Source organism: Synechococcus sp. Lug-A, assembly GCF_024345655.1.
GTDB lineage: Bacteria > Cyanobacteriota > Cyanobacteriia > PCC-6307 > Cyanobiaceae > MW101C3.
Window position 1 is genome coordinate 20,658 of sequence record NZ_JAGQBN010000020.1, and the last position, 18,432, is coordinate 39,089.

The following is an 18,432-nucleotide window of genomic DNA, read 5'->3' on the forward strand; positions in this document are numbered from 1 at the left end:
ACGTAGCAGCAGGCACCAAACGGCAGAGCCCGTGCTGGCCTGCGATTTGGTCTTGATTGCTACCGGGCCGCCCCTCACGGCAACTCACGATGAGGAGGGTGATGGCCTGGCCGCGCCACTGTCTTCCTCCCCTTCTCTTCCTCCCCTTCGCCGCCTGCCCGTGGGGTCAGCCTCCACCTCACCCGCCGCTTCTGCCGCTGAGACCATCGCTGCATCTCCCGGTGGCACACCTGCGCAGAGCGCGGCAACCGACGGCGCTGCCGCCCCCGTCACGGCGCCGGTGGTGGTGATCGGCGGCGGCCAGGCGGGGCTGTCGGTGGCAAGCTGCCTGCAGCAACGGGGCATTGAGGCGCTCGTGCTGGAGCGCCACCGGGTGGCCCACGCCTGGGAGCAGCAGCGCTGGGATTCCTTCTGCCTGGTCACACCCAACTGGCAGTGCCGCCTGCCCGGCTTCCCCTACGACGGGGATGATCCCGACGGCTTCATGGGCCGTGAGGCGATCGTCGACTACGTGCGCCGCTTCGCCGAACGTTCAGCCATCACCGTGCGGGAGGGGGTGAGCGTGGAACGGCTGGTGCCCAGCAGCAATGGCTACCGCCTGCTCACCAGCGCCGGCGTGATCGACACCGAGCAGGTGGTGATCGCCACCGGCGCCTACCACCACCCGCGCCGCCACCCGATGGCCGAGCGGCTGCCCGGCAAGGTGCTCCAGCTCGATGCCCGTGACTACCGCCATCCCGATCAGCTGCCGGAGGGCCCGGTGCTGGTGGTGGGCAGCGGTCAGTCGGGCTGCCAGATCGCCGAAGATCTCTTCCTGGCCGGGCGTCGCGTGCACCTCAGTGTGGGTTCGGCGCCCCGTTCGCCGCGCCGTTACCGCGGCCGCGACGTAGTGGAGTGGCTGGAGCGGATGGGGGTCTACGACACCCCGATCGACGCCCATGCCGATCCCCGCGCCGTCCGCCACAAGACGAACCACTACCTCACGGGCCGGGACGGCGGCCGCGAAATCGACCTGCGCCAGCGGGCCAGCGAAGGCATGGTGCTGCATGGCCGGCTGGAGCGGATCACCGCAGCGGGCCTGAGCTTTGCCGACAACCTGGCCGCCAACCTGGATGCGGCCGATGCCGTGTACACCCGCATCCGCGCCAGCATCGACGCCTACATCGCCGCCAACGGCCTCGACGCGCCGCTGGAGCCGCCGTACCAGCCCTGCTGGCGTCCTGCCCCGAGCCGCGAGCTCAGCTTGATCGACCTCTACAAGGAGCCGCTGGCCGCCGTGATCTGGTGCACCGGTTACCGCTCCGATTTCAGCTGGGTGGAAGTGCCGGTGTTCGATGGCAGCGGCGAACCGGTGCACCACCGGGGCATCACCCAGGCCGAGGGGCTCTATTTCATCGGCCTGCCGTGGCTGCACACCTGGGGCTCGGGCCGCTTCTGCGGCATCGGCGGCGACGCCGATCACCTCGCCCAACGGATCCAGCAGCAGCTGCAGCCTCGCGGCAGCCGGACGGAGCCGCTGGAATGCACTGCACTGCTCGGCTCATGACGGCTGTGGACCATCCAGCGGCGACCCCTTCCGTGGACGACCATCCAGGGGCGACCCCATCAACCGACGCCAGCGCCCTGATCCCCGCCGCTGAGCTGCGCGAGCTCAATGGCCGCTCCGATCGGGCCGGCTGGCTGCAGACCCTCTCCCATGCGGCGCTGATCCTGGCGACGGGCTGGGTGTGGGGCGACGAGCGGCTCAGCCTGCTGCTGCGCCTGCCGGCCCTGCTGCTGTGCGGCTGGGGCCTGGCCTTCGCCTTCTGCGCCATGCACGAATGCGGCCACCGCACCGCCTTCGCCAGCCGCGCCGTCAACGACGCCGTGGCCTGGTGGGCGGGGGTGCTGAGCTTCTACAACGCCGACTTCTACCGCCGCTACCACCAGTGGCACCACCGCTACACCCACCAGCCGGGTCTTGATCCCGAACTGGAAGACCAACCGCCGACCAGCCGCTGGGCCTACCTGCTCGAACTCAGCGGCCTGCCCTGGTGGAACGCCAAGCTGCGCGGCCATCTGCGCGGCCTGCGCGGTGAGTTCAGCGCCAATCCCTACATCCCCGCCGATGCGGCGCCAGCGGTGCGCCGTTCCCTGCTGAAGCAGGCGGCTGTCTACGGCGTGCTGCTGCTGCTGTCGGTGCCGGGGGGCAACGGCTTCCTGCTCTGGCACTGGCTGCTGCCGCTGGCGCTGGGGCAACCGCTGCTGCGTTTCGTGCTGCTGGCTGAGCACGGCGGCTGCGACACCGGCACCAACGGCCTGAGCAACACCCGCACCACCAGCACCCTGGCGCCGCTGCGCTGGCTGATGTGGAACATGCCGTTCCACGCCGAGCACCACCTGTTCGCCTCGGTGCCGTTCCATGCCCTGCCGGCGGCCCACCAGTGGCTGGCGCCCCAGCTGCGTCATCTGGATCCGGGCTACCTGGCGGTGCATCGCCGCTTCCTGGCCGATCCGTCGCTGCTGAAGCTGCCCGCCGCCCCCACCCTCCAGCCGCAGCCGGTTTGAGCGCCCCGGCGTCCAGCTGCGACCGCCACTTCCCGCTGGGGCCGTTCCGCTTCCACTGCGGCCAGACGCTGCCGGATGCCTGGCTGTCGTACCGGGTGTACGGCACGCTCAACCCGCAGCGCTCCAACCTGGTGCTCTACCCCAGTTCCTACGGGGCCTGGCCGGAGGACATCGAATGGGTGGTGGGCCCGATCCTCGACCCGGAACGCTGGTGCGTGGTGCTGGTGAGCCAGTTCGGCAACGGCCGCTCCAGCAGCCCCAGCAACAGCGCCATGGGGCTGGCGGAAGACGGCTGGGTGATCCACCACAGCGACAACCTGCGCGCCCAGCAGCAGCTGATCCAGGGGCTGTTCGGGGTGGAGCAGCTGGCGCTCGTGTACGGCTGGTCGATGGGGGCGCAGCAGGCGTACCACTGGGGCGCCCTGGCCCCGGCGGCGGTGGAACGGCTGTTCTGCCTCTGCGGCACGGCCCACACCACCCCGCATAACCGCCTGTTCCTGCTGAGCCTGCGCCAGGCCCTCACCGCCGATCCGGCCTGGGACGGCCACCGCTTCCGCGCCAGGCCCGAGCAGGGTCTGCGCACCTTCGCGCTGATCTACGCCAGCTGGGCCGCCAGCCAGGCCTATTACAAGGCGGGACGCCACCTGGTGCAGGGCATCGCCAGCGTGGAGGAGGCGGTGGAGCGCAGCTGGCTGCCGGCCTACCGGCGTCATGATCCCCACGACCTGATCGCCATGCTCGATGCCTGGCTGGCCAACGCCCTGCCGGCACCGTTGAGCGCCATCCGCGCCCGCACCACCGTGCTCGCCGGCAGCCACGACCTCTATTTCCCCCCCGACGACTGCGCCGCCGAGGCCCGTCAGATTGCCGGCGCCCACTTCGCGGTGATCGATTCGGTGCTGGGCCATCGCGCCGGCAACCCCCGCGACGCGCCAGCCGAACAGGCCTTCATCCGCAGTGCCCTGGAGCGGCTCTGCGACGACTGACGCCGGCCCTGACCCCCATCCCTTTCACCCCCACCGCTTCGATGACCGACCTGGCCCGCTTCGCGACCGATCGCGGCATCCGCCACGTGCTCTTCTCGTTCACCGATCTGTTCGGCGTGCAACGGGCCAAGCTCGTGCCGGTGGCGGCGGTGCAGGAGGTGGCGGCCGCCGGTGCCGGGTTCGCCGGCTTCGCCGCCTGGCTGGCCATGACCCCCGCCGACCCCGACGTGCTGGGCCTGCCAGACACCTCCAGCCTGATGGTGCTGCCGTGGCAGCGGGATGTGGCCTGGGTGGCCACCGACCTGCAGGTGGGCGGCCTGCCGCTGGAGCAGTCGCCGCGCTGGGTGCTGAAGTGCCAGCTGGAGCGGGCCGTGCGGCTGGGCTACCACTTCCGCACCGGTGTGGAGGCGGAATTCTTCCTGCTGCAGCCCGGCGGCGCCGCGATCGCCGATGGCGACGACAGCCAGAGCAAGCCCTGTTACGACCAGCTGGCGCTGATGCGGCAGTACCCGCTGATCGGCGGCCTGCTCGATGGCATGGGCGACCTGGGCTGGGGGCCCTACCAGGCCGATCACGAGGATGCCAACGGTCAGTTCGAGCTCAACTGGACCTACGCCGACGCCCTGGTCACCGCCGACCGCCATGCCTTCTTCCGGGTGATGGCGCAGGCGATGGCCGAGCAGCACGGCGCGCGCGTGAGCTTTTCGCCCAAGCCATTCGCCTCCCTCACCGGCAACGGCGCCCACCTGCACCATTCGCTCTGGAACGCCGACGGCCACAACCTGTTCCACGATCCACGCGGGCCGCTGGGCCTGTCGGCGCTGGCCTACAAGTTTCTGGGCGGGTTGCTGGAGCATGCGCCAGCGCTTTGCGCACTCACCAACCCGGTGGCCGAGAGCTACCAACGGCTCGGCGGTCTGCACACCACCTCCGGCTCCACCTGGTCACCGGGCTGGATCAGCTACGGCGGCAACAACCGCACCCACATGGTGCGCATCCCCGACGACCAGCGGCTCGAGCTGCGCCTCGCCGATGGCGCCGCCAACCCCTACCTGCTGCCGGCGGCGGTGCTGGCCGCCGGCCTCGATGGCATCGAGCGCAACCTCGATCCCGGCCCCCGCGAGGATGCCAACGCCTACACCGATCCGCCGATCGGCCGGGCGCGGCCGCTGCCGGGCAGCGTGGAGGAGGCGCTGGAGGCCTTCGCCGCCGACCGGGTGCTGCGGCAGGCACTGGGCGAACCGTTCTGCCAGGCCTATGAACAGCTGCGGCGGCAGGTGTGAGCTCAGGCGCGCGGGTAGAGCCAGCGGCGGAACAGCCGCGTCACCCTTGGCATCACCACGTAGGTCATCAGGGTCACCGTCAAGGCGGTGACCAGCAGGGTGCGCAGCAGGGGGTTCAGCTCCCGCACCAGGGGCGAAAGCACCAGGCTGATCAGGTTGATCAGCAGGAAAATCGTGAGGGTGGTGATCACCACCATCTTGTAACGGGGCGGCGGCGGCACCCCCGGCTGCCGGGGCAGGGTGAACCAGGTTTCCAGCCCGCTCAGCACGGAGATCTGCGGTGGCTCCTGCGTGTGCTCCGCCACACGCGCCAGCAGGGCCTGGCGCTGCGGCGACCCCTCCCAGCGGCGCAGCTGGCTGAGACGCGCGAACTTGAACACGATCCGGTAAGTGGAATCGTGCTCATCCACCGGGCGGTACACATTCACGCCCAGATGGCCCTCACAGCAGCGGGCGGCGGCCACCAGCTCGCTCAGGGCCGCCTCGAAAGCTTCCGTGCGGCCAGGCTTCACCCGCTGCAGCACATCGACAGTGACGGCGGGATCCTCGTGGGGCATGCAGCGCAACCCTCAGCGGGTGAGTGCGGATGAGCAACCTGGCGGTGATTCTGTACGTGTGTCTGGGTGCGGCGCTCGGCCAGACCGGCCTGTTCATCGATCTGCCCTCCCTGCCGCAGCTGGCCAGTGACTTCGGCGTCGATGCCGCCGCCACGCAAACCACCGTCACCGCCTATGCACTCGGCTACGGCGCCTCCCAACTGATCTGGGGGCCGCTCTCCGATCGGCACGGTCGCCGGCCGATCGCCCTGGCCGGGCTCTGGATGTTCATCACCGCCAGCCTGCTGCTGGCCGTGGTGCCGGGCTTCGAGCCGTTCCGGCTGCTGCGGGTGGTGCAGGGGATCGGGGCTGGCTGCGGCACCTCGGTGTCGCGGGCGGCGCTGCGGGATGTGCTGAGCAACCGGGAGCTGGCGCGGGCGATGTCGTTCGCCAGCATCAGCTTCGCGCTGGCGCTCGGCTTCGCCCCCTTCGTGGGCGGTCTGATCGGGCGCGCCACCAGCTGGCGGGTGGATTTCCTGCTGGTGGCGGCGCTGGGGCTCGCCACCGCCCTCTACCTGGCCCGCGCCCTGCCTGAGTCGCTCAGCCGGGAGCGGGCGGCGGCCGCCACCCGTCCATCCGTGGCGGCGATCGGCCGCGGCTACCTGCGGCTCGCCGTGGATGCCCGTTTCCTGCTGCCGTCGCTGATCGCCACCGTCGCCACCGGCATGATCGCCCTGTACGACGCCGCCAGTCCCTTCATCTACGAGACGCGCTTCGGTTTCGACGCAGCGGGCTTCGGCTCCCTCTCACTCGGGCTCACCGTGGCCTACATCGCCGGTGCGCTGATGGTGGTGCGGTTCGTGGTGGCCAGGGGGCAGCCATGGCTGCTGCGCTTCGGGCTGGGGGCAATGCTGCTCGGTGGGCTGCTGATGGTGGGGCTGGGGCTGGGCGGCTGGTTCGACACTCTCTCCCTGTTCCTGCCGATGCTGGTGATCACCTTCGGCGCCAGTGTGCTCGTGCCGATCGGGCTGGCGATGCCGATGCAATCCTTTCCCGCCCAGGCCGGGCAGGCCTCAGCGCTCACCGGCTTCCTGCAGCAGGAGGGCACGGGGCTGCTGGTGCTGATCGCCACCGTGCTGCCCGCCAGCTCCCAGCTGCCGCTGGCGCTCACGCTGCTCGCCCTGGCGCTGGTGCTGGGGCTGCTGGTCCGCTCCTACACCCGCCTCACCCCGGCATGAACCGCTTCGCCTTCCCGCTCTGCCTGTTGCTGGCCGGTGCGCTGATCGGCCTGGCGGAACTGCCCTACCAATGGCTGTCGGAGCTGGGCTTCCGGCTGCAGCGACTCTGGCCACTCGGCGGCGACGGGGCGCTGGATCCCCTGCTGGTGCTCGCGCCGGCTGGGGCCACGCTGCTGTTTGTGCTGCTGGCCTGGGGGCCGCTGGCAGCGGGCCGGGGTGGTGGGCTCACCGGTGTGATGGCGCTGCAGACAGCCCGCAGCGACGCCGAGCGCGAGCGCGCCCTGGCCCCCCTGTCGCTGCGCCACCAACTGGCCCGCCTGCCCCTGTTGGCCCTCACCCACCTGGCCGGGCTGAGCGTGGGCACCGAATCGCCCTCCGCCGCCCTCGGTGCGGCCCTGCTGCTGGCGCTGCGGCGCCGGCTGGTGCCACTGCAGCAGCTGCCGCTGGCGCTCACCGCGGCGATCGGCGGTGGTGCCGGTCTCGGGGCCGCCTTCCGCTCCCCGCTGCTGGGTGCCGCCTACGCGCTCGAAGAGCTCAGCGCGGTGTCGGGCTTCAACCTGGTGATGCCCACCCTGGTGCTCGCCGGCATCGGCACCCTGTTCACCACGGGTCTGGGCCAGCCCGCCCGCCTGGCGGAAGGGGTGGCGGTGGCCATGGCGCCCGAGCTGCTGCCGCTGGCCCTGCTGATCACTGTGCTGGCGGCGCTGGTGGGGGTGGTGCTCGTGCGCCTGCTGGTGCCGCTGGCCCAGTGGCTCGGCCCCTGGCTGCGCTCCAGGCGGCTGCCGCTGGCGGTGGCGATCGCGGCGCTGTTCACGCTGCTGGCGGTGGCCAGCGGCGGCATCAGCCTCAATGACGGCTCGCTGGCGCTCGGCCCGGCCCTGGCCGGCACGGCCGACAGCCCCTGGTGGGCGCCGCTGCCGCGGCTGCTGGGGCCCCTGCTGAGCATCGCGATCGGTGCACCGGGCGGCCTGATGCACGACTCCATGAGCGTGGGGGCGGTGCTGGTGGGCCCCTGGCTGCAGCAGTTGCCGGCGGAGCAGCAGGCGGCGCTGGCCGCGGTCGCCGCCGCCGCGGCGTTCAGCGGTGCCTGCCGCACCCCGCTGTTCTGCGGCCTGTTCGTGTTCACGCTGCAGGGCAATGCCGCTGTGCTGCCCTGGCTGCTCACCGCCGCGGCGATCGCCGCCTCCATCGGCCGCTGGCTCGGCGGCATCAGCTGGAACGAAGCCCAGACCGAAGCCTTTCTGCGGGCAGGCGCCAAAGGCTGAGGCCCCTAGTGCGCGCCGTGGCCGCCGGGATGTTCGCTGCAGGGCATCCACATCTCGCCCATGGCATGGACGCCTTCGCAGCCGAGTTCCTTCGCCTTCTGCAGCGCCGTTTCCTTGCTGGGGTAGGCCATCAGGGCCGCGGGCGGCGGCGCGGCGCCGTGGTGATGGTGCACGCGCGCCGGGATCGGCCCCTGCCGGAATGGCCCCATGCCCTCAAGGCCCGTCCACCACACACCCATCACATTGACGCCGGCCACGACCACCCCCATCCCCACCAGGCAGAGGTTGATCACCCCCATGCCCACGGCCCCGAGGCTCACCACCCCCATCGGCACCACACCGATGCTCACCACCCCCATCGGCACGATGCCGATCGAAATGATCCCCAGGGGGGCGATGCCGATGGCCACCAGCTTCGGCTTGGCGCCGCACGCGGAGTCGTCCATCAATGCGAGTGACCGCCGTGCTGGCCGCCACTCTGTTGACCGCCTTTCTGGCTGCCGCCGGCGGGAGGGTGGCTGGCGCAGGCCATCCAGACGTTGCCCATGCGGTGGGCCCCCTTGCAACCGAAGCGAGGCGCTGCTGCCTCGGCCTCCTGCTGCGTAGCGAACACGGCCTGCACGCCCCCATCCTTGGCAGAGCTTGGGGTGCTGCTGGCCATCGCCGGGCCCGCGCCACCCAACAGCAGGGTGACACCCACGAGGGACAACATCCGCAGGCGCAAGCCGTCTCCGCAGACAACAAAGGATCCGCTCATCGAGGCTGACCAAGATTCATCGCAGGGCCGAATCTAGATAGGGCTGCCTATGGACGAACGGGCTGAGGGACGTGGGTGAGCAGCAAGATGGGAGGACCGCAGGCGGTGGGCTCCCTCCGCTGCCATCGTGGTGGCGAACTGCCTGCGGATGCTTGCTCGCCGATCTGCGCCCTGCCGTGTTCCTGGACCTACCGGCATGAGCCTTTCCGCCAGCACTCCCCCCAACTGGGTCGATGACCGCACGGCGCTGGGGCGGCTGATTGCGGCGGTGCTGGCGGTGGAACCGCTGCGGCAGCTGCTGTTTCTGCAGGCGCGGCGCATGATGATCCGCACCGCCGAAACCCGGGGCATCACCTGGCGGCAGCGCCGGGAGGAGTTGCGCCGCCAGGCGGAGCCGCTGCTGGAGGCCTGCACCAACCCGGCCACGCAGATCCCCGCCTACTACCGCGCCCGCTTCCACGCCTACCAGGAGGGCACCCTCTGCTGGCTCGCCGACTGGCTGGAGCGGCACGGGCATGGCGACGTGCGGGTGAGCGGGCTCGATCTCTCCCCCCAGATGCTGGCGGTGGCGCGGGTGCGTGATGCCGGCGGGCGCGTCCACGCCTGGCACCATGCCGCCGCCGAGGCCATCCGCGCCATGCCGCCGCCGCTGGCAACCCTGCTCAAGAGCACTGAGCCCTACCTGGAGGACGACTTCCGCCTCGACCTGCCGGCGTCACTCACCGAGGCCGGTTTCGTGGGGCTGCGCCGCGTCGCCTCCGACCATCGCCACCGCGTGCTGGTGGCCACACGCCCGTGACCAACAGCGTTAACGCCACTGTGATCACCGTGCGCCTGTTCGCCGCGCTCAGGGAGCAGGCCGGCTGGGCGGAGCGCCGTGTGGAGCTGCCCGCCGGCGCCCCGGCCCCCACCCCGGCGAGCCTGTGGCCGCAGCTGGGGCTGGGAGAGACGCTGCCGGCCCAGGTGCGGGTGGCCGTGAACCAGGTGTTCGCCGGGGTTCACCAGCCGCTCGCGCCCGGCGCCGAGGTGGCCTTCCTGCCACCGATCAGTGGGGGTTGAAGCCGGTGGCGGATCCGCTCCTCGACACCGGCGCCCTGCAGCTGCAGCTGCACCCGGAACCCTTCGATCCACTCGTCACGCTCGCCGACTGGCAGCGGAGCCTGGCGGCCGGCGGCGCCGAGCCCGCCGCTGCCGAAGCCCATTTCATCGGCCGGGTGCGGGGCATCACGGCGGCAGGGGCGCCGCTGGAGGCCCTGGAACTGGAGCATTACCCCGGCATGACCGAAGCGCAGATCGCCCGCCTCGCCGCCGACTGCGCCCAGCGTCATGGCCTGCGGGCGGTGCGGGTGGATCACCGCGTGGGGCGGGTGCTGCCGGGGGACACGATCGTGCTGGTGGCCGTGACCGCCGACCGCCGTGGCCCTGCTCAGCGCGGCGGCCAGGAGCTGCTCGAAGCGCTCAAGCACGAGGCCCCGTTCTGGAAGCGGGAGTGGAGCGGCGGCGTGGGCACCTGGGTGGCGGGCAACACGGCCTACTGAGCTAGGCGCTCAGAAGATCGGCAGGCGCAGCAGCTGGGCCCACAGCTCGCTGCCGGCCGCCAGCGTGCCCAGCTCGGCCGGGATCTCCAGCAGCAGGTCGGCGCCCTGGAGCGAACCGATGCGGGAGGAGGCCTGGCTGCCCTCCACCAGCGCCAGCAGCTCCCCCTCCGGGCCCACCTGCAGCCGGGCGCGGGCCAGCTCGGGGCGGCCGGCTCCACGCTTGAGCTCCGCGGCCAGCCGCACCTTCAGGCGCGGCAACGGCTGCACCGGCGCCCCCTCCAGCACCTGCAGCGCCGGCACCAGCAGCTGCAGGGCGGTGATCGCCGCGGCCACCGGATTGCCGGGCAGCCCGAACAACGGCACGGTGCCGTCTGCGCCGGGCCGCTGCAGCTGCCCGAAGGCGAACGGGCGGCCGGGTTTGAGGAACAGCTTCCAGAAGCTCACCTGCCCCAGCTCCGCCAGCAGCGGCCGGATCCAGTCGCTGTCGCCCGCCGACACGCCGCCGGTGCTCACCACCACATCGCAGCTGGCGGCCAGCTCCAGCAGGGTGGCGCGCAGGCGCTCGGGCGCATCGGCCACCACCCGCTGCTCGGCCACCTCCACCCCCAGGCGCGCCAGCAGCGCCGCCAGCAGGGTGCCGTTGCTCTCCCAGATCTGACCCGGCCCGCGCGGGCTGCCGGCCGGCACCAGCTCATCGCCGCTGATCAGCAGCCCCAGCCGGGGCCGGCGCCGCAGCGCCAGGGTCGCCACACCGCAGCTGGCCAGCCGGCCCAGATCAGCGGGGCCCAGCCGCACCCCGGCGGCCAGCAGTTCCTGGCCGGGTGCGGCCTCTTCGGTGGCGGCGCGGATCCAGGGGTTGGGGCCCGCCTCTCGCACCAGGCTCAGGTGCGCGCCATCGGCCTCCACCAGTTCCTGGGGCAGCACCCGGCTGGCCCCCTCCGGCAGCGGCGCACCCGTGAGGATGCGGATCGCTTCCCCCTCCAGCAGCGGCGCGGCGTAGGGGGCGCCCGGCGCCGAGCGTCCCACCAGGCGCCAGGAGTGTCCCACCTGCGGGACACTGGCCGCGGCCAGGGCGTAGCCATCCATGATCGAGGCGCGGAAGCCCGGCACCGCTGCAGCCGCCAGCACCGGCGCCGCACTCACGCGGCCCAGGGCCTGCGCCAGCGGCAGCGTCTCGCTGCCGGCCAGGGGCGTGAGCGCGGCCAGCACCTGACGGCGTGCCTCGTCGAGCGGCAGACCTTCGCGGGGGTAGGGCTCAAGCGATGCCGCACTGTTGCTCATCGGGGGTGACGGCTCAGGAGGGCACGGCGCCGGGATGGCACCAGGCGCCGTGGCGTCCCCCCGTCTTGCTCAGCAGCCGCACCGGGCCGATGGTCATGGCCGGATCGGCGGATTTGACCATGTCGTAGAGGGTGAGCAGGCCCACCTGCACGGCAGTGAGCGCCTCCATCTCCACGCCGGTGGGGCCGGTGGTGCGGGCGGCGGCTTCCAGGCGCAGACCACGGCCATCGGCGCTGGGCTCGATGCGCACCTCCAGGCCCGTGAGCGCGATCGGGTGGCAGAGGGGAATCAGCTCCCAGGTGCGCTTGGCGCCCTGGATCGCCGCCACCCGTGCCACCGCCAGCACATCCCCCTTGGCGGCGCGGCCTTCGAGCACCAGCGCCAGCACCGCCGGATCCATGGCGATGAAGCCCTCGGCCACGGCGCGGCGATCGCTGGCGGGACGGTCGCCCACCTCCACCATGTGCACCTCACCGCTGGCGTTGAGGTGGCTGAGCTGGGTCGGGGCCGCATCCATGGCGCCGATCATGGCGCCTCCGGGCGCCTATTTCGCGGGCTGGATCGGTGCCCAGGCCATGGTGGCGTTGAACTGGCGGCACCAGATCAGCACCGACTTCTGCTTGCTCAGATCGATCGAGGCGGGGATCACGTAGGTCTGGCCGCCCTTGCTGGCCTTGAGCGGCGCCAGCACCGTGTAGCTGCCGGGCTTGAGCGGGTAGGCAGGCGGCTTGCTGCCGGCCAGGGGGGTGGCCGAGGGGCTGAAGGCCACCTTCAAGTCGGGGGCCATGTCGTTGGTCTTGAAGTCCCTGCTGAGCATCAGCAGCCGCTTGCCACCCTCGTTCTTGATCACGAAGCCGCCGCTCACCGGTGCTTCGGCCTTGATGAAGGTGCCCCGTTGCTGCTGGGGCTCCATGGCCTGCGCCGCCAGCATGGTGGTGCCGCTGAGCACCAGCGCCGCGGCAGCGCGGCTGACGCTGGAAAGGGAAAACGTGATCACGGAACGTTCGAGGCCAAAGGGTGCGGAGGGGATACCGGTGACCGGCAGCGGCGGTTTGCCGGCCGCCACTGGCCAACGCCGCTGGCCCCGCCCCATCCGATCCAGGAGGTCGGCGGTATCCCCACCATGCCGTTCCGATCCACCCTCACCGTGCCCGTGAGCCGCTCCGAAGCGGAGGCCGCCGCCACGCCGCCCCTGCCTGCCGGCAGCGGGCAGCACCAGGATCTGGCCGCCCTTTACGACAGCTGCGGCGCGCCGGTCTACCGGCTGGCGCTGCGCCTGTGCCGCTCCCCGCAGGAAGCCGAGGACCTCTGCCACGACGTGTTCGTGCGCTACTGGCAGCAGGGCCGCTATGACCCGAAGCGGGGCCCGGTGCTGGCCTACCTGCTGCTGATGACCCGCTCGATGGCGTTCAACCGCATCCAGCAACGCCAGAACCGCTGGCAGCTGGTGCAACGCTGGTCGTCCCAGCTGTTTCCGGCCGCCGTGCGCAACCCGCAGGACTGCGCCGAGGCCGACGACCTGGCCGGGCGGGTGCGCTCCGCCCTGGAGACGATCCCCGCCAACCAGCGCCAGGTGCTGGAGATGGCCTATTACGAGGGCCTGAGCCAGTCGGCGATCGCCGAACGGCTGCAGTTGCCGCTCGGCACCGTGAAAACCCGCGCCCGGCAGGGGCTGATCCGCCTGCGGACGCTGCTGATCGATTTCCACCCCCAGCCATGAGCAGCGACCACCCGCTCAGCCACCACGACGCTGCAGGCGAACCACTCGACGTGGAGGCCCTGCTGGCCGGCCACGCGCTCGGCGACCTCGACGAAGCGGAGCGCGGCCAGCTGGCCAAACTCCTGCGCCAGCAACCTGCCCTGCGCCAGCGGCTCGATGAATTCAGCACCACCCTGGAGCTGCTGCCCCTGGCCCTGCCCGCCACCAGCACGCCGCCGGCTGCCCTGCGGCAGCGGCTGCTGGCGCGCCCGGCCACGCCACGGCTGCCCGGCCTGATCGCCGCCGCGCTCGGCCTCGGTCTGCTGGCGGTGGGCGTGCAGCTGCACCGCACCCAGACCCAACTGGCCCAGCTGCAGCAGCAACTGGCCACCAGCGGTGCGCCGCTCAGCGCGGTCAGCCGGCAGATGCCGCTGCGGGCCATGGCGGGCTCAGGCGCGGGCGCCGCCAGCGGCACGGTGATCGTCACCGGCAACCCCAGCCACAACATGCTGCTGGTGGACGGGTTGCCGCCGCCGCCGCCTGATCACACCTACCGGCTCTGGGCCAAGGTGAACGGCCGCCTGGTGGGCTGTGTGCCCTTCGTGCCCGACGCCAGGGGCCATGTGGCGATGCCGATTCCCACCTCCCCCACCAGCCAGGCCAGCAGCGTGTCGGTCAGCGTCGAGCCGCTCGGTGGCCACGGCGCCAGGCCCGCAGGCCGTCAGGTGCTCGGCGACACGATCTGACCCCAGCCGCGCGATGTCCGCCCCGTCCCCCAGCCCGATCCGGCCCGCCATGGCCGCCACCGCCTTCCCGGCGCTGCACCGCCAGGGGCTCGACACCCTGCAGGTGAACCTCACCTACCGCTGCAACCAGGCCTGCGTGCACTGCCATGTGAACGCCGGGCCCAGCCGCACCGAAAGCATGACGGCGGACACCCTGGCGCTGATCCCGCCGGTGCTGGCGGCCCGCGCCGTGCGTTGCCTCGATCTCACCGGCGGCGCACCGGAGCTGCACCCCCAGTTCCGGGACCTGGTGCGCCGCGCCCGCGCCCTGGGGGTGGAGGTGATCGACCGCTGCAACCTGACGATCCTGCAGGAGCCGGGCCAGGAGGATCTGGCCGCCTTTCTGGCCGCAGAGGGGGTCACGGTGGTGGCATCACTGCCTTGCTACCTGCAGGACAACGTGGAGCGCCAGCGGGGCTCCGGCGTGTTCCGGCGCAGCATCGACGGCCTGCGCCAGCTCAATGCCCTCGGCTACGGCCAGCCGGGCAAGGGCCTGGAGCTGAACCTGGTGTTCAACCCCCAGGGGCCGGTGCTGCCGCCGGAACAGGAGCCGCTGGAGGCCGACTACCGGCGCGTGCTGGCGGCCGACCACGGCGTGGTGTTCAACCGCCTCTATGCCCTGGCGAACATGCCGGTGCAGCGGTTCGCGGCGGTGCTGAGCGCCCAGGGGCAGCTGGAGGGCTACCTGGAGCTGCTGCGCCGCAGCCACCGCGACGCCAACCTGGAGCAGGTGATGTGCCGCCGGTTGATCAGCGTCGACTGGCAGGGCCACCTCTACGACTGTGATTTCAACCAGCAGCTGGGCCTGAGGCTCGCGGGCGATCCGGCCGCCACCGCAGGCCCTGACAGCCACCCCCACCTGCGGGATCTGCTGGGACGTGACCCCAGCGGCGATCCGATCCAGGTGGCCGACCACTGCTTCGGCTGCACCGCCGGCAGCGGCTCCAGCTGCGGCGGGGCGCTGGCGGCTTGACGCGCACCGCCGCTGCGGGCGGCGCCTGGCGCTGGCTGCTGCTGCTGGCGCTGGCTGTGCTGGTGGCGCTGTTCTTCCTGCTGGACCTGCCCCAGGTGCTCAGCGTCGAGGGCCTGCGTGACGCCCGCACCGGCCTGCTGGCCTGGCGCCAGCGGGCCCCGCTCAGCGCCGCCGCCGCCTACGCCCTCGCCTATGTGCTGATCACCGGGCTCTCCCTGCCCGGCGCCGCCGTGCTGACCCTGGCCGGAGGGGCGGTGTTCGGGCTGGGGCTCGGCACCCTGCTGGTGTCGTTCGCCTCCAGCGCCGGCGCCACGATCGCCTTCCTGCTGGCCCGCACCCTGCTGCGCCAGCCGGTGCAGCAGCGTTTCGGCGCGCGGCTGGCGCCGATCGAGGCGGGCCTGCGCCGCGACGGGGTGCTCTACCTGCTCAGCCTGCGGCTGGTGCCCGTGGTTCCCTTTGTGCTGGTGAACCTGGTGATGGGGCTCACGCCGCTGCCCGTCCGCTCCTTTTATCTCGCCAGCCAGATCGGCATGCTGCCCGGCACCCTCGTCTACGTGAATGCCGGCACCCAGCTGGCACAGCTGCACAGCCTCGAGGGCATCCTCACGCCGCCGTTGCTGCTGTCGCTGGTGCTGCTGGGGGCCTTCCCCTGGCTGGCGCGGCTGGGGCTGGCGGGCTGGCAGCGCTGGAGGCTCTACCGCCCCTGGAGGCGGCCGGCCCGCTTCGATCGCAACCTGATCGTGATCGGCGCCGGCGCGGCGGGGTTGGTCACGGCTTACATCGCCGCCGCCGTGAAGGCGAAAGTCACCCTGATCGAAGCCGATCGCATGGGCGGCGACTGCCTCAACACCGGCTGCGTGCCCAGCAAGGCCCTGATCGCCACGGCCCGTCAGGCGGCGCGCATGCGCCGGGCGGATCGCTACGGCCTCACCCCCCACAACCCCAGCGTGTCGCTGCCGCAGGTGCTGGAGCGGGTGTTCGCCAAGGTGGCGGCGGTGGCCCCCCACGACAGCGCCGAGCGCTACGAAGGGCTGGGGGTGGAGGTGCTGCGCGGCCATGGCCGCCTGATCGACCCCTGGACCGTGGCGATCCGCAAGGGTGACGGCAGCGAGGAGCAGCGGCTCACGGCGCCGGCGATCGTGCTGGCCACCGGCGCCAGCCCGGTGCTGCCGGATCTGCCGGGCGCCGACGCAGTGGGTCTGCTCACCAGCGAAACCCTCTGGCAGGCCCTGCGCAACTGCCCACTGGCGTCGCCGCGCCTGGTGGTGATGGGGGGCGGACCGGTGGGTTGTGAACTGGCCCAGGCTCTGGCCCGCCTGGGCGCCCGGGTCACCCTGCTGCAGCGGGGCCCGCAGCTGCTCAGCCGCGAAGACCCCGACGCCGCCGCGCTGGTGCTCCAGGCCCTGGAAGCCGACGGGGTGGAGGTGCTCACCGGCTGCACGGTGCGGGGCTTCGAGCGGCGGCCACAAGACGCTGACGGCGGGCAGGCTGACGGCGGAGCGAAGGTGGTGCTGCTCAGCACCGGCCCTGCCGAGGCGCCCGTGCACAGCGAACGACTGTGCGATGAGGTGCTCTGCGCCATCGGCCGGCAGGCGCGGCTGAGCGGCTATGGCCTGGAGGAGCTGGGCATTCCCACCGGCCGCACGATCGACACCAACGGCGCGCTGCAGACCCTCTTCCCGAACATCTACGCCGCCGGCGATGTGGCCGGCCCCTGGCAGTTCACCCACACCGCCGCCCACCAGGCCTGGTACGCCAGTGTCAACGCCCTGTTCGCCCCGTTCCGCCGCTTTCAGGTCGATGGGCGGGTGATTCCGCGCACCACCTTCACCGATCCGGAAGTGGCCGGGGTGGGGCTGAATGAAGCGGAGGCCGCCCGGCAGGGAGTGGCGGTGGAGATCACCCGCTTTCCATTGCAGGAGCTGGATCGGGCGATCGTGGAAAGCGCCGAAACCGGCTTCGTGAAGGTGCTCACCCCGCCCGGCAGCGACAGGATCCTGGGGGTGACGATCGTGGCGGAGCAGGCCGGCGAACTGCTGGCGGAATTCGTGCTGGCGATGCGCTGGCGGCTCGGGCTCGGCCGCATCCTCTCCACCATCCACGCCTACCCCACCTTCTCGGAAGCCAGCAAGTACGCCGCCGGGGTCTGGAAACGGGCCCATGCCCCCCAGCGCACCCTGGCGCTGCTGCAACGCTTCCACAGCTGGCGCCGCGGCTAAGGGCTCCCATGGGAAGGTATGGGCACTGCCGCGCGTTGATGCCATGGGTTGGCCGCGCCCTTCCACCCGCTTCTGTGTCTTTCTCACCCTGCTGAACGACAGGCTGGGCGAGAGCATCGTGTTTCCGCTGCTGCCCTTTCTGCTGGCCAGCTTCACCAGCGATGGCCGCACGCTGGGGCTGCTGGCGGGCAGTTACGCCCTGGCCCAGTTCCTGTTCACGCCGCTGATCGGCGCCCTCAGCGACCGCTTCGGGCGGCGGCCCGTGATCGCCGGCTGTGTGGCCGGCTCGGTGCTCGGCCTGGGCGGCTTCGCGCTCACGCTGGCGGTGCCCTGGCCGGCGGGCAGTGCCTGGCCGCTGCCGCTGCTGTTCGTGGCGCGGCTGATCGATGGCGTGAGCGGCGGCACGGCCGCCACCGCCGGTGCCGTGCTGGCCGACATCAGCCCACCGGAGAAGCGGGCCAAGGCGTTCGGCCTGATCGGCGTGGCCTTCGGCGTGGGCTTCATGCTCGGCCCTGCCCTGGGGGGGCTGCTGGCGGAGATCAGCCTCACCCTGCCGTTGCTGGTGGCCGTGGCCGTGGCGGCGGTGAACCTGGTGCTGGTGCTCACCGCCCTGCCGGAAACCCATCCGCCGGAAGCACGCCAGGCGCTGCCGCGCAAGCGCGAGCTCAACCCGCTCAGCCAGCTGAGCAAGGTGTTCAGCAACCCGCAGGTGCGGCGCCTGTGCCTGGCCTTCTTCCTGTTCTTCCTGGCCTTCAACGGCTTCACCGCCGTGCTGGTGCTCTATTTCAAGGAGATGTTCGGCTGGGGGCCGGGCCTGTCGGCCGCGGCCTTCCTGGTGGTGGGCGTGGTGGCCACGCTGGTGCAGGGGGGCCTGATCGGGCCGCTGGTGAAGCGGTTCGGCGAATGGCGGCTCACGATGGCGGGGCTGGGCATGGTGATCGCCGGCACGCTGCTCGTGCCGCTGGCCACTCCCGCCACCGCCCAGCCGCTGGTGTTCATCGCGGTGGCGGTGCTGGCGGCGGGCACCGGTCTGGTCACCCCCAGCCTGCGCAGCCTGGTGTCGCGGCGGCTCGACAGCGGCGGCCAGGGCGCTGCCCTGGGCAGCCTGCAGGGCCTGCAGAGCCTGGGCAGCTTCATCGGCCCGCCGCTGGCGGGGGTGGCCTATGAACTGATCGGCGAAAAGAGCCCGTTCTGGTTGAGCATCGTGCTGCTGGCGGGCGTGGCGGTGCTGATCGCCTTTGGGTTACCCCAAGCCGGGGCGCAAAGGCAAGCAACCGCTGTACAGAAGTGATGCAGGTTGCTGGCTACGTTGGTGCCGGCACAGG

General features: G+C 71.8%; 20 protein-coding genes. 14 read left to right on the top strand and 6 right to left on the bottom strand.

Annotated elements, in window-relative coordinates; genetic code table 11:
- Positions 1–280 precede the first annotated feature (280 nt).
- The 4 genes from KBY86_RS13365 to glnT are packed head-to-tail and all read left to right on the top strand — an operon-like array spanning position 281 to position 4,816.
- A complete protein-coding gene (locus KBY86_RS13365) occupies positions 281–1,546 on the top strand; it encodes an MSMEG_0569 family flavin-dependent oxidoreductase (protein ID WP_255141506.1) in 1,266 nt (421 codons plus the stop codon).
- 32 nt (positions 1,547–1,578) lie between these two features.
- Positions 1,579–2,547: a fatty acid desaturase gene (locus KBY86_RS13370; RefSeq protein ID WP_255141473.1), complete on the top strand. Its 969-nt coding sequence runs from the start codon at positions 1,579–1,581 to the stop codon at positions 2,545–2,547.
- Positions 2,544–3,533 (top strand): alpha/beta fold hydrolase, encoded by a 990-nt coding sequence (locus KBY86_RS13375; protein WP_255141474.1) that lies wholly within the window; start codon positions 2,544–2,546, stop codon positions 3,531–3,533. The genes KBY86_RS13370 and KBY86_RS13375 overlap by 4 nt, the downstream gene beginning before the upstream one ends.
- A gap of 41 nt (positions 3,534–3,574) precedes the next feature.
- On the top strand, positions 3,575–4,816 hold the full coding sequence (gene glnT / locus KBY86_RS13380; protein ID WP_255141475.1) for a type III glutamate--ammonia ligase: 1,242 nt from the start codon (positions 3,575–3,577) through the stop codon (positions 4,814–4,816).
- Positions 4,817–4,818: 2 nt separating this feature from the next.
- Here glnT and KBY86_RS13385 read toward each other — a convergent pair whose 3' ends face one another.
- Complete coding sequence (locus KBY86_RS13385) at positions 4,819–5,373, bottom strand: antibiotic biosynthesis monooxygenase (RefSeq protein WP_255141476.1); 555 nt, start codon at positions 5,371–5,373, stop codon at positions 4,819–4,821.
- A 29-nt stretch (positions 5,374–5,402) separates the two neighbouring features.
- Between KBY86_RS13385 and KBY86_RS13390 the strand changes: the two genes are divergently transcribed.
- A complete protein-coding gene (locus KBY86_RS13390) occupies positions 5,403–6,590 on the top strand; it encodes an MFS transporter (RefSeq protein WP_255141477.1) in 1,188 nt (395 codons plus the stop codon).
- Positions 6,587–7,855 carry a chloride channel protein gene (locus KBY86_RS13395; RefSeq protein ID WP_255141478.1) on the top strand — a complete coding sequence of 423 codons (1,269 nt, stop codon included), beginning with the start codon at positions 6,587–6,589 and terminating at the stop codon, positions 7,853–7,855. The genes KBY86_RS13390 and KBY86_RS13395 overlap by 4 nt, the downstream gene beginning before the upstream one ends.
- Positions 7,856–7,860: 5 nt before the next feature.
- Here KBY86_RS13395 and KBY86_RS13400 read toward each other — a convergent pair whose 3' ends face one another.
- Together KBY86_RS13400 and KBY86_RS13405 are read right to left on the bottom strand one after the other, a co-directional pair.
- Positions 7,861–8,301, bottom strand: coding sequence for a hypothetical protein (locus KBY86_RS13400; protein ID WP_255141479.1), 441 nt, complete (start codon positions 8,299–8,301; stop codon positions 7,861–7,863).
- Positions 8,301–8,612 carry a DUF3721 domain-containing protein gene (locus KBY86_RS13405; protein WP_255141480.1) on the bottom strand — a complete coding sequence of 104 codons (312 nt, stop codon included), beginning with the start codon at positions 8,610–8,612 and terminating at the stop codon, positions 8,301–8,303. The genes KBY86_RS13400 and KBY86_RS13405 overlap by 1 nt, the downstream gene beginning before the upstream one ends.
- A 196-nt stretch (positions 8,613–8,808) precedes the next feature.
- On the opposite strand from KBY86_RS13405, the gene KBY86_RS13410 reads away from it, so the two are divergent.
- The 3 genes from KBY86_RS13410 to KBY86_RS13420 are packed head-to-tail and all read left to right on the top strand — an operon-like array spanning position 8,809 to position 10,150.
- Positions 8,809–9,411: a hypothetical protein gene (locus KBY86_RS13410; protein WP_255141481.1), complete on the top strand. Its 603-nt coding sequence runs from the start codon at positions 8,809–8,811 to the stop codon at positions 9,409–9,411.
- Positions 9,408–9,671 (top strand): MoaD/ThiS family protein, encoded by a 264-nt coding sequence (locus KBY86_RS13415; protein WP_255141482.1) that lies wholly within the window; start codon positions 9,408–9,410, stop codon positions 9,669–9,671. The genes KBY86_RS13410 and KBY86_RS13415 overlap by 4 nt, the downstream gene beginning before the upstream one ends.
- 5 nt (positions 9,672–9,676) lie before the next feature.
- Positions 9,677–10,150 carry a molybdenum cofactor biosynthesis protein MoaE gene (locus KBY86_RS13420; protein WP_255141483.1) on the top strand — a complete coding sequence of 158 codons (474 nt, stop codon included), beginning with the start codon at positions 9,677–9,679 and terminating at the stop codon, positions 10,148–10,150.
- Between the two features lie 9 nt (positions 10,151–10,159).
- Here KBY86_RS13420 and glp read toward each other — a convergent pair whose 3' ends face one another.
- Genes glp through KBY86_RS13435 form a run of 3 tightly spaced genes read right to left on the bottom strand, consistent with a single transcriptional unit; the run spans position 10,160 to position 12,524 of the window.
- On the bottom strand, positions 10,160–11,431 hold the full coding sequence (gene glp, locus KBY86_RS13425; protein ID WP_255141484.1) for a gephyrin-like molybdotransferase Glp: 1,272 nt from the start codon (positions 11,429–11,431) through the stop codon (positions 10,160–10,162).
- A 13-nt stretch (positions 11,432–11,444) separates the two neighbouring features.
- Entirely contained in the window at positions 11,445–11,960 is a 516-nt protein-coding gene (moaC, locus tag KBY86_RS13430; protein ID WP_255141485.1) for a cyclic pyranopterin monophosphate synthase MoaC, read from the bottom strand.
- Between the two features lie 15 nt (positions 11,961–11,975).
- Positions 11,976–12,524 (bottom strand): DM13 domain-containing protein, encoded by a 549-nt coding sequence (locus tag KBY86_RS13435; protein ID WP_255141486.1) that lies wholly within the window; start codon positions 12,522–12,524, stop codon positions 11,976–11,978.
- Positions 12,525–12,554: 30 nt separating this feature from the next.
- Between KBY86_RS13435 and KBY86_RS13440 the strand changes: the two genes are divergently transcribed.
- Genes KBY86_RS13440 through KBY86_RS13460 form a run of 5 tightly spaced genes read left to right on the top strand, consistent with a single transcriptional unit; the run spans position 12,555 to position 18,398 of the window.
- Positions 12,555–13,151, top strand: coding sequence for a sigma-70 family RNA polymerase sigma factor (locus tag KBY86_RS13440; protein WP_255141487.1), 597 nt, complete (start codon positions 12,555–12,557; stop codon positions 13,149–13,151).
- A complete protein-coding gene (locus tag KBY86_RS13445; RefSeq protein ID WP_255141488.1) occupies positions 13,148–13,876 on the top strand; it encodes an anti-sigma factor domain-containing protein in 729 nt (242 codons plus the stop codon). The genes KBY86_RS13440 and KBY86_RS13445 overlap by 4 nt, the downstream gene beginning before the upstream one ends.
- 13 nt (positions 13,877–13,889) lie before the next feature.
- A complete protein-coding gene (gene arsS, locus KBY86_RS13450) occupies positions 13,890–14,888 on the top strand; it encodes an arsenosugar biosynthesis radical SAM (seleno)protein ArsS (RefSeq protein ID WP_255141489.1) in 999 nt (332 codons plus the stop codon).
- Positions 14,885–17,107: an FAD-dependent oxidoreductase gene (locus tag KBY86_RS13455; RefSeq protein WP_255141490.1), complete on the top strand. Its 2,223-nt coding sequence runs from the start codon at positions 14,885–14,887 to the stop codon at positions 17,105–17,107. The genes arsS and KBY86_RS13455 overlap by 4 nt, the downstream gene beginning before the upstream one ends.
- Before the next feature lie 43 nt (positions 17,108–17,150).
- Positions 17,151–18,398 (top strand): MFS transporter, encoded by a 1,248-nt coding sequence (locus KBY86_RS13460; protein WP_255141491.1) that lies wholly within the window; start codon positions 17,151–17,153, stop codon positions 18,396–18,398.
- The last annotated feature ends 34 nt before the right edge of the window (positions 18,399–18,432 follow it).